We start from the raw sequence: 9,311 nt of genomic DNA, 5'->3' as shown, positions 1-9,311 counted from the left end.
ATCTTAGTTAGCGTGTGCCTATGAAATTCTCGGTGTTTTTCTATGCATTCCGAGAAAAAACCTTGATCTTATGGGATTTTCGATCCCTTGTGTACCTATTTTGAGTGATTTACTGTCGAACTCGGGTTGAAAGAAAGGAAGAGGATGATGCCAAGCAAAAACGGGGACAAAACGAAGTCATTGTTGTTTCTGTTATACATTGCCGGATCCTGCATTATTATGGATCGACTGTTTTTTGGCTGACACAACTCCCTGCAGAAAGGAGCCATAGAAATGTTTTCTTGCCACCGCACATACAACGGAGGAATGCTGATCGTCACCGATATATCCAGCTTGGATCCAGCCTATTTGAAGCTCATCAATCGATATATGGATGTACTAAACCGGAAAGGAATAATCGGTACGGTCAAAGTGAACCTAGTGGAGTTAATTCGCATATTCGATGCTCCACTTTCTTCTACGGCTTAAGTAAAACAAATGATTGGATGAGAGAGCAATCGTGCTCTCTTTTTTTATGTCCAAAGGAGGGGAATAGAGATGATTAAAAAAGTATCGATTCAACTGAACCACCGCTTAATCTGCGGAGGAGTAGCCATCGTGGAACAGGATGGTGCCGAGTCGTGCATCTATTTCGACGTGGTGAAATGTGAGCCGTTGAAAGTCATCGTCGGCAACCGGGGGAAAGAAGTACCTGAATCCGACGCCGATGCGTACGAAAAAGTGCTGCTTGAGCTTTTTAAGAAGCATGATGTGCCGCTTAAGCTCGGAACATACTCCATACCAGCTTGAATGTGTAACAGGGGGAAATAGAAATGAAGAAAATGAAACGCAAAGTGTGCTTACTCATGAACCTTGGCGGGTTTGAGACCCGCACGAACGAACTTTTGGCGAAAGCATACGACTTGGGAGAAACCGTGTATTCTTTAACCGGCGAAGGGGTCGTTCCCATTTCAGGCAAGAGCACTCCTGTGCCCGTCAACGTGATGTCCCTCACAACCGGAGAACTCCATGTGTGGTCTTCTCCGCGATCGATACGAAAGACTTCAATCCGCCATTGTATGGCTACGCTGAGAGCGTTCCGAAGGTTTGGGTAGAACATGAAAAGCGGATCGGATATTCGCTTTATCTTGTATTGGACTATTTCTTGTTGAAGTAAGAAACTCCGATTCACGACAAGCGATACCTCACAACCGCTTTTCTCTTTGGTTAGATGAGTTAAAGCACAAACTTGCTGGGACATCAACGGCCAGATGATCAAATTTCACTTGATCTCTGCGCGGGGTAATAGAATTCAAACAAGTGACCCGAAAGTGCATACGACGGGGATAAAAAATATGACGATGTGAAGGAGGGAGCCCCTCTGCCGATTTTGGGTGAGGGGGTGCCCCTTCACTTTCGGTATGGGCAAATACATATGAGCAAAGCTGCAATATTCAAAGTACAACGTCTTTATGACCGCCGGCGCCAATTGAAACAATGTACCGTCATTGGCAAATTGCTGTCGCGATAAGACGAAAGGGGAGATAGAAAATGTCCGTTTCAATCCTCAACCAATCCGCGGTCAAAGAAGCGAAGAATGTCTACTACCGAACGTGTGATGCCGGACAGCTTTCCCAGAAGGATTTACTGATTGTCATTTTAGAGCCGATCATCCGGAATCGCTCGGTATCCGCTGTCGTGGACGATATGTTACAGAAAGGTCTTGCCTATCTCGGGACGCTGTCTGAATTTGAACTGTCCGTTATGTTCGAACTCGATGAACGTCAAAGCTTTCAGCTGATGGCTATCTTCGAGCTCGCCAAACGGATGAGTGTGGCGCCAAAACAAGACGAAATCATCATTCGAAGTCCGGACGATGTTCGGGATGCTGTCCAGGATCTGAAATATCTCGACCGTGAACATTTTGTATGTCTCTACCTCAACACAAAGGGACGCGTGATCGGTCGGGAGACCGTTTCCATTGGAACGCTGAATGCGGCGATTGTTCATCCGCGCGAAGTGTTCAAAGGCGCCATTCGAAGGGGGGCAGCGAGCGTTATATTCGCGCATAATCACCCCAGCGGTGTACCGAGTCCAAGTGCGGAAGATATCTCACTGACGGAGCGGTTGGCAGAAGGGGGAGAGCTTCTCGGGATCGAGGTGTTGGACCATATCATTATTGGCGGAAATGACTATTACAGCTTCAAAGAGCAGGGTACATTCCCGGGCCGATAAAGGAGGATATAGAAATGTTAATCTTATCGACTGAAATTTCCGGTTTTAAGCTGCACAAAACGAAGCAGTTATTTGAATTCGGCAAAGTCAACGAGATTACGGGAGGTAATGGAAAAGGCAAAACGTCGATCGTTACACCAGCATCTGTTTTTCAAGCTGCTCCACACTTCCCATTCCCTGCTGTCTGTCCGGCAGCCGGAAGAACACTTTTAATCATAAATCAACATGCAAAATTACCCGCTAAATCTGTTTTCATCAAACTCATCATTTCCCTTACATATCAACCCGCATGATTTCAGATCTGTCTTTCATCGCACTCTAGTTGATGGTGTATAGGAATGATTCGCTCCACAAGATCTACGCATTCGGTTTTTTTAACAGCTTTTATAAGTAATAATATGTCACCCGTGTCTTTGCTCTATACGGCAAAAGAAACTGGACTAGTCAAGGGCAGGCATCGATCAGCCCAACCAATTTGTCTAGCACGCTTCATACCTGCGCTTCATCCGCTATCAGCGCCTGCTGCCGCTTGCGATATTGCAGCGGTGTGTCGCCATTCATCTTTCTGAACAATTTATGGAAATTAGCCACCGGCCCAATGCCGGTTCGTTCTGCTATTTCAATCATCTTAAAATCTGTCTCACGAAGCAGCCGCTGGGCCTCTCGAATGCGAACGAGCTGTACGTATTCTGAGAAGCCGAATCCTGTACACTGCTTAAACTTGCGGCTTAGGTAATACGGACTGACAAAAAAGCGTTTGGCTACGTCCTTCAGCAGCAGCGGTTCTGGATAATGCGCCCCGACATATGCCGCAACCTCGGACATCGTTCGGTGTACTAATGAAGGCTGCACCTCGGGGTCTGGCTGTTCCGCCTGCGAGCGAAGAACGAGCAGCAAAAGCTGCCTGAGCAGCAATTCAAGCATCAAATCTCTTCCTGCGGCATCCCCCTTCGCTTCCGCAATCAGTTCCCGTACGAGCGTTTCCCCCTTGTACTGTACCTGGGGCGGAAGGACCACAACACCGCTTCGGCCCTGCAGCGGAAAGCCGGAAAGCAGCGATGCTGCGAAATTGAACACCACCCGCTCGTGATTCGGCACCCCTGTATCCACCGTCTTATGGAGCTCCTCCTTTTCAATAAACACGAAGCTTCCCCGTTCCACCCGATAGGTCCGATCGCGAATGAAATAATCCCGCTCCCCATTAAACAAGTAGTACAGCTCATATCCATCGTGCGAATGCTGACCCGTCATCGTAAAATAACCGGTTCGCTTCATATAATCGATCTGAATCGTTCCAGTGGAGTTATAGTAAACGTTCATACCAGCGCCTCCATCAAAAGTGCAAGATTTGCGACTTTTTATAGAAAAAGAGCAATAATTGTAGTCGATTATACCCTCTCTCTGCGATAGAGTAAAGTAAACGGACTTTACTTTTTTGCAAGGAAAGGAGACTTATTTATGAAAAAAAAATACGCACTCATTGGCACAGGCGGACGGGCAATCTTCTTCTACGGCTCATTGGCAAGAGACTTCCGTGAAACATCCGAGCTCGTCGCATTTTGCGATACGAATCAAACACGGATGAACTACGCAAATAAGCTGCTGCAGGAACGTTTCGAACACCCAGCAATCCCAACGTATAAGGCCCACGAGTTTGAGGATATGATTCAGCGCGAGAAGCCGGATACGATCATTGTAACGACGATAGACCGAACTCATCATAAATATATCGTCAGGGCGATGGAGCTTGGGTGCGACGTCATTACAGAGAAACCGATGACAGTAGACGAAGAAAAATGCCAAGAAATATTAGACGCAGTAAACAGAACGGGCAAGCAGCTACGCGTCACCTTCAACTACCGTTACGCACCACATAATACGAAAATTCGCGAGCTCATCATGAGCGGCGCGATCGGCGACATCCATTCCATACATTTCGAATGGCTCCTTAACACCGAGCACGGTGCGGACTATTTCCGCCGCTGGCACCGGGACAAGCGGAACAGCGGGGGCATGCTCGTGCACAAGTCAACTCACCATTTCGATTTGGTCAATTTCTGGCTGGGATCCCAGCCTCAAACCGTTTATGCTCAAGGCTCTTTGATGTTCTACGGCAAGGAAAATGCGGAGAAGCGCGGCTTAACTGATTTCTATAATCGTACACGCGGCAGTGAAATTGCGAAGAACGATCCATTCGCGCTCGACCTAGAGAAGAGCACGGAACTCAAGGGATTATATGCAGATGCAGAGCATGAGGATGGGTACTATCGGGATCAAAGCGTGTTCGGCGACGGCATTTCTATCGAAGACACGATGGGTGTCCTCGTTCGCTACAAAAACAAGGCGATCTTGACTTACTCTCTCAATTGCTATATGCCGTGGGAAGGATTCCAAGTGAATTTCAATGGCTCCAAGGGCCGCATCGAAATGAAAATCGTCGAGAAATCATATGTCAATTCAGGCGGGAAGAAGGAAGATGAGGGTGCCCTGAAGGCAAAAAGCATTAAGGTTATTCCCATGTTCGGTGAAGCGTACGAGGCAGAAATTCCTGAAGGAGTAGGCGGTCATGGCGGCGGCGATCCGATCCTGCTCAATGACATCTTCGGTGTACCGGAAGAAGATCCGTACAATCGTGCAGCGTCGCATGTCGACGGAGCGATGTCCATTTTGACCGGTATTGCTGGGAACATTTCTATGCGCACAGGCCTCCCTGTGAATGTAGACAGCTTAGTGAAGTTTTAAAGGTTGTGAAACGATAAAGACACCTAGATCGCATAACTAACATGCCCCCCTCAGAAATAGACATTGGACTGCTGCTCCGATGAATATGCATGGGGGGCCTTTTTATGACGTTCCTATGGAAGCAGCCCCTAAGTGACATGTAATACCGATCGCCAACGTTACGTTCACGATGGATCCTGAGTTTAGAAACTGCAGAAAGTCGGCATGTAAAAATCCTTCCCCAAAGCATGTATGCTTTTGTCAAATAGATAAAGCGATATAATGATATTAAACGATGTTTTTAGGGGAGGAGGTCATTCACGATGACGCCTTTTACACTACGTGCTATAGAGATCATCAAAGGAATTCCTAAGGGTTCTGTCATGACCTATGGGCAAATCGCTGCACTCGCAGGCAATCATCGGGGAGCTAGACAAGTGGTTCGAATTCTGCATTCATCAAGTAAAGCCTATGCCCTGCCTTGGTTTCGTGTCGTTAATGCTCGTGGAGAAATCGCGCTTAAAGACGATATCGCACGAAGCGAGCAAGCCTCCTATCTCAGAGATGAAGGGATCGAGGTAAGCGACACAGGGAAGATCGATTTGGAGAGATACCTCTATATTCCTTAGTTTTATCTTGCCGTATCTATTTCTTGCAAAGGATAGATTTTACAGCCAGCCGGAAAATTCAAGAATAGCGGGTTTCGCCGATTGCGTCTCGGATTGTAATGCCTTCTTTCGCCAAGCTCTAGGCGACGTTCCCATCAGTTTGGCGAAGCATCTGTTGAAGCTTGAAACAGATTGAAAACCAACCTTTTCAGAAATAGAAAGAATCGAATCCTCCGTACTTCTCAGTAGCTTGCAGGCTTCATCAATTCGCGTGCTGTATACAAAATCCAAAGGTGAAGCACCCATGATTTCACGAAATTTTCTTCGGAAGTGAGTGGTGCTTAAATGGCAAAGATCTGCTAAATCATCGATAGAGATGGGTGCCATATAGTTGTTATAGATATACTCCAAAACCGGAGAAATGACCAAAGTGTCTCCCAGCTTATGATCTGTTTTTTGATCCATCCGTTCTTCCTTCTTCGAATAGATTCTTAGAAGTTCGATATACAGGGACAATAATAAACCGTGTGCACTTTCCTGATAGTAAGGTTTTTGCTGCTTTAATTCATCTACGATTGCTGATGCAAGCATATAGACCTTAGGATGCTTGTCCTTGCCTAAGATACAGCTGGAGGCCTTCATGTTTGGCAATGGCCGCTCAAAATTGTCATCAGAGCTTCTAAACAGATGATTAAAGAGCTCCTCAGGCGAAAAAAAGATATATGACCAAAGACTAGCGGTATGGGGAGAACTGTAGGTCGTATGGGGAAGATATCTAGGTATGCAGGTAACATCACCGGCCTTAAAGGGTATGGGCGTCCCCTCCACCTCGATGAAACCGCTGTCAGAATGGCATATACCAATCTCCAAACAATTATGAAAATGGAGATGATCGCTTTTAATTTCGGAAATTCTCCAGCGTTCTCCATCTAAGAGCAGTACAGGGAATTGACTGGGCAAGCTGTAATGGCGGTATTCAATGACAGGCTTTTTCTTCCTGGGCATAACAGATACCTCCTGTCCTTTCAACTGAGTTCGTCTTTCGCCTTTCGCTGCATATGTAACTTTCATTATAAAGCAGATTCAACCTAATATCATCGGGAAAATGGTTGAAATTGCATAGTATTTCTATGAAAGTGATTAGATTCGAACCTTATTGTTTTTTACAATGAAGGTTGGAAGTATTGCACCAACCTCATGTCATCATTTTACCGTTTCAAGAGAGGGGAAACGACATTGAAGATAGATTATGAGAGAGAAGAAATTGTAAAAGTCATCGATCGAGTTGTAAGAAAAACCATGACAATGGATTTAACATGGGAATGGCCATGCGGTGTGGCTTACTACGGTGTATCCAGGGCTTATAAAACAACAGGAAATAAAGATTATTTGGATATGCTCAAACAATGGACCGACGAATATATCGATATGGGCTTGCCGGCCTGGACGGTGAACACATGTGCCATGGGGCATATGCTGATCACATTGTATGAAGAAACCGGTGAACAAAAATATTGGGATATTGTGATGAGCAAGGTGGACTATCTTCGTAATGATGCACTTCGGTTCGGAGATCATGTCCTGCAGCATACCGTATCGGTTGCCAATGATTTTCCGGAACAAGCTTGGGCAGACACACTGTTTATGGCAGCATTTTTCATGCTTCGTGTAGGAAGCAAACTGCAGGATGAGGATATCATTAACGATGCCTTGAACCAATATTATTGGCATATTAAATATTTGCAGGATCCTAGAACCGGTTTGTGGTACCACGGCTACAATAACGTACATAAGGACCACATGTCCGGATTTTTCTGGGGAAGAGCCAATGCTTGGGCGGCTTATACCATGTCCCAAGTGAAATCCCTTCTAAAGGAATGGTACTTATACCCTCAGTGCATGGATATTGAATGCTCGCTTCGGGATCAACTGGCGGCATTGAAGCTGGTACAAACGGATAATGGTTTATGGCGAACGATCCTGAATGATGAGGAAACGTATGAGGAAGTATCCGCATCCTGTGGAATTGCAGCTGCCATGGTAAACAACCATAATCCGCTGCATACGAAATATGTGCAAAAAGCATTAGAAGGTATTTTATACAATATCAGTGAAGATGGACGTGTCCTTAACGTTTCCGGCGGGACTGCCGTCATGAAAGATAGAGATGGCTATAACAACATCCCTAAAGATTGGATACAAGGCTGGGGTCAAGGTCTGGCACTGGCATTTCTATGCGATATCTTGAAGTAGGATAGCCGCTCAAATTCATGATTTAGCGAAAATCCACACCATTTAAAATAATGCCCCAACTCTTATTGAGCTGGGGCATTGTCGTTACTATATAACAACCTTATTTCCGTACCACCTTATATCCTTTATCCTCCAGAAGTTTTACGATTCCATGCTCACCCAAATAGTGAGCTGCGCCAACCACGATGAAATACTCTTCGTTATTGCCGTCTTTCAGGTAACCGTCGATTTTGTCAGCCATGGCAATGTTCCGGTCAATCAGCATCGCTTGGTTGTACTCCTCATCACCAGAAATGCTGTTGGTCAATTCGAGCAGAGCCCCTTCATCACCTGTTTTCCACATCTCGGCCATTAGGTCGGTTTGATCATCAATGACATCAAAGTTATCCAATACCGTGTTAAGGTTTTTCTCCTGCAGTTCATTCGAGAAACCATCAAACATGTTCAGCTGGGATTCATAAGACTCCAGCTCCACAATCGGCATTTGACGTTCCAGCGCTTTTTGGATGAAGTACAGGTCAATGCCTGCCTCTGATGCATAACCGGCATCCATCGCTTTCAAGCTGCTGATGGTTGACTCCACAACCCAAGGTTTGAAAGTATCCATCATGTTCGGCTCCATTCCATGCTCCTTCAAAATCTCGCCCAGCTTCGCATACGTCTCAGCGGATATGTGATCCTTTAGAGTTGTTCCATCCTGGTACATACCCAATTCCAGGATCAAGTTCTGTTGTTCTTCGTCAGCCGCTTTGCTGAGATCGATTTCTACGCCCAGATAATCTGACTCGGCAAAAGCTTCTTCAAATTCCTCGCGCAACGGGTAGAAGCTGTCATCCGCAATATGCATGGAACCTACCAAATATACGGTGTTGCCGTTGCTTTCGACTTCCCACATAAAGCCGCGTCCGCCAGTCTGGGCGGTCTCCGGTGCTATACCTTTGGTTACTAGTACAACCGTGCGGGTTGCTGCATCCCAGCTAACTTCGTAACCTGCTGCATCCCCAACGATACGAATCGGTGCATAAGTGACGCCATGGATGCGCGTAAGCTTGCTTTTCAGTGTGATCGTTTTACCGTTCACCACGGCAGTAATCGTGTCGTCTGTCACTCCTACGAGCTTCGCGTTCAGGGCGTCAAGCGTAGTGCGCAGCGGCACCAGCGTTGTTCCATTATCGATGATCGGTGCGTCGGCAGCATACTCAATCGCCTGATCATTCACCTTAATCAACGTTTGCTGCGGAGCAGCCAAGGTTGGCGCTGCGGAAGCAAGTAAGCCTACAGAGAGAGTAAGGGATAAGAGCTTGCGTTTCCAATTTTTCATATGTAGTAATCTCCTTTATCTATAATGTAATTATAATATGAACACTTCTTATGAAATGAAGGTACCTGAATCAATTTCATAATGCATCGTTCTAAAAAACTGTAGACTAACCCGACTACAAATTTACAGTTCAAAAATTAAGCTACATCAAGCTGCAACTGACGGTTTATGCGATCACAAGCTAATTTTGTGCT

General features: G+C 45.9%; 11 protein-coding genes. 8 read left to right on the top strand and 3 right to left on the bottom strand.

Features of this window, described 5'->3' with window-relative positions; translation table 11 throughout:
* Positions 1-273 precede the first annotated feature (273 nt).
* The 5 genes from ACFPXP_RS08960 (at position 274) to ACFPXP_RS08940 (ending at position 2,507) form a co-directional block, all read left to right on the top strand.
* Positions 274-468 (top strand): hypothetical protein, encoded by a 195-nt coding sequence (locus ACFPXP_RS08960; RefSeq protein ID WP_379893881.1) that lies wholly within the window; start codon positions 274-276, stop codon positions 466-468.
* 69 nt (positions 469-537) lie between these two features.
* Positions 538-789, top strand: a complete 252-nt coding sequence (locus ACFPXP_RS08955; RefSeq protein WP_379893880.1) for a hypothetical protein — start codon at positions 538-540, stop codon at positions 787-789.
* Between the two features lie 23 nt (positions 790-812).
* Positions 813-1,094 (top strand): hypothetical protein, encoded by a 282-nt coding sequence (locus tag ACFPXP_RS08950; protein WP_379893879.1) that lies wholly within the window; start codon positions 813-815, stop codon positions 1,092-1,094.
* A gap of 436 nt (positions 1,095-1,530) precedes the next feature.
* Positions 1,531-2,214: a RadC family protein gene (gene radC, locus ACFPXP_RS08945; protein WP_379893878.1), complete on the top strand. Its 684-nt coding sequence runs from the start codon at positions 1,531-1,533 to the stop codon at positions 2,212-2,214.
* 14 nt (positions 2,215-2,228) lie between these two features.
* Entirely contained in the window at positions 2,229-2,507 is a 279-nt protein-coding gene (locus tag ACFPXP_RS08940) for a hypothetical protein (RefSeq protein ID WP_379893877.1), read from the top strand.
* Positions 2,508-2,703: 196 nt separating this feature from the next.
* Here ACFPXP_RS08940 and ACFPXP_RS08935 read toward each other — a convergent pair whose 3' ends face one another.
* Positions 2,704-3,534 carry an AraC family transcriptional regulator gene (locus ACFPXP_RS08935; protein ID WP_379893876.1) on the bottom strand — a complete coding sequence of 277 codons (831 nt, stop codon included), beginning with the start codon at positions 3,532-3,534 and terminating at the stop codon, positions 2,704-2,706.
* Between the two features lie 138 nt (positions 3,535-3,672).
* Here ACFPXP_RS08935 and ACFPXP_RS08930 point away from each other — a divergent pair, with 138 nt between their 5' ends.
* Both ACFPXP_RS08930 and ACFPXP_RS08925 read left to right on the top strand, forming a co-directional pair.
* Positions 3,673-4,956 carry a Gfo/Idh/MocA family protein gene (locus ACFPXP_RS08930; RefSeq protein WP_379893875.1) on the top strand — a complete coding sequence of 428 codons (1,284 nt, stop codon included), beginning with the start codon at positions 3,673-3,675 and terminating at the stop codon, positions 4,954-4,956.
* Between the two features lie 302 nt (positions 4,957-5,258).
* On the top strand, positions 5,259-5,564 hold the full coding sequence (locus tag ACFPXP_RS08925; protein ID WP_379893874.1) for an MGMT family protein: 306 nt from the start codon (positions 5,259-5,261) through the stop codon (positions 5,562-5,564).
* Between the two features lie 39 nt (positions 5,565-5,603).
* On the opposite strand, the gene ACFPXP_RS08920 is transcribed toward ACFPXP_RS08925, so the two are convergent.
* Positions 5,604-6,548, bottom strand: coding sequence for a helix-turn-helix domain-containing protein (locus ACFPXP_RS08920; protein WP_379893873.1), 945 nt, complete (start codon positions 6,546-6,548; stop codon positions 5,604-5,606).
* Between the two features lie 192 nt (positions 6,549-6,740).
* Between ACFPXP_RS08920 and ACFPXP_RS08915 the strand changes: the two genes are divergently transcribed.
* The gene (locus ACFPXP_RS08915) at positions 6,741-7,796 is read left to right on the top strand and encodes a glycoside hydrolase family 88/105 protein (RefSeq protein ID WP_379893872.1); all 1,056 of its coding nucleotides are present in this window, start codon (positions 6,741-6,743) and stop codon (positions 7,794-7,796) included.
* Between the two features lie 100 nt (positions 7,797-7,896).
* Here the strand turns inward: ACFPXP_RS08915 and ACFPXP_RS08910 are convergent, their stop codons facing one another.
* Positions 7,897-9,117, bottom strand: coding sequence for a TraB/GumN family protein (locus ACFPXP_RS08910; RefSeq protein WP_379893871.1), 1,221 nt, complete (start codon positions 9,115-9,117; stop codon positions 7,897-7,899).
* Positions 9,118-9,311: the final 194 nt, after the last annotated feature.

It is taken from the genome of Marinicrinis lubricantis, from assembly GCF_042658665.1.
Taxonomy (GTDB): Bacteria; Bacillota; Bacilli; order Paenibacillales; family KCTC-33676; genus Marinicrinis; species Marinicrinis lubricantis.
The sequence above is the reverse complement of the archived record's forward strand: the minus strand, read 5'-3'. Positions and strand labels throughout refer to the sequence as shown.